This is a genomic window from Paenibacillus sp. JT22N7, assembly GCF_059383875.1.
Map to the genome: position 1 here is coordinate 1 of NZ_JBXENY010000031.1, position 1,221 is coordinate 1,221.

Genomic DNA, 1,221 nt, shown 5'->3' on the forward strand with positions numbered 1-1,221 from the left:
CTGGTTAAGCTAATAAGAGCGCACGGAGGATGCCTAGGCACTAGGAGCCGAAGAAGGACGTGGCGAACAACGATACTGCCTCGGGGAGCCGTAAGCAGGCTTTGATCCGGGGATTTCCGAATGGGGAAACCCAGCTGTCGTAATGGACAGTTACTCTTGACTGAATACATAGGTCAAGGTGAGGCATACCAGGGGAACTGAAACATCTAAGTACCCTGAGGAAGAGAAAACAAAAGTGATTCCGTCAGTAGCGGCGAGCGAACGCGGATTAGCCCAAACCAAGGAGCTTGCTCCTTGGGGTTGTAGGACGTCTCACATGGAGTTACAAAGGTGTGTGCTAGGCGAAGAGGTCTGGAAAGGCCCGCTATAAGAGGTAAAAGCCCTGTAGCCAAAAGCACACACTCTCCGAGACGGATCCTGAGTACGGCGGGACACGAGAAACCCCGTCGGAATCCGGCAGGACCATCTGCCAAGGCTAAATACTCCCTAGTGACCGATAGTGAAGCAGTACCGTGAGGGAAAGGTGAAAAGCACCGCGGAAGCGGAGTGAAAAAGAACCTGAAACCGTGCGCTTACAAGAAGTCAGAGCCCAATCTATGGGTGATGGCGTGCCTTTTGTAGAATGAACCGGCGAGTTACGTTCACGTGCAAGGTTAAGTCGGGAAGACGGAGCCGCAGCGAAAGCGAGTCTGAATAGGGCGAATAAGTACGTGGTCGTAGACCCGAAACCGTGTGATCTACCCCTGTCCAGGGTGAAGGTGCGGTAACACGCACTGGAGGCCCGAACCCACGCACGTTGAAAAGTGCGGGGATGAGGTGGGGGTAGCGGAGAAATTCCAATCGAACTCGGAGATAGCTGGTTCTCCCCGAAATAGCTTTAGGGCTAGCCTCGAGGTATGAACGTCGTGGAGGTAGAGCACTGATTGGGTGCGGGGCCCGCCAAGGGTTACCAAGTCTAGTCAAACTCCGAATGCCATAGACGTGCTTCTCGGGAGTCAGACAGTGAGTGCTAAGATCCATTGTCAAGAGGGAAACAGCCCAGATCATCAGCTAAGGTCCCCAAGTGTGTGTTAAGTGGGAAAGGATGTGGAGTTGCAAAGACAACCAGGATGTTGGCTTAGAAGCAGCCACCATTTAAAGAGTGCGTAATAGCTCACTGGTCGAGTGACTCTGCGCCGAAAATGTAACGGGGCTAAACACACCACCGAAGCTATGACATGT

At 53.0% G+C, this 1,221-nt stretch carries 1 rRNA gene; it reads left to right on the top strand.

Going from position 1 to position 1,221, the window contains the following annotated elements:
* Positions 1-2: 2 nt before the first annotated feature.
* Positions 3-1,221, top strand: a 23S ribosomal RNA gene (locus AC50Y5_RS32710); the annotation flags it as partial.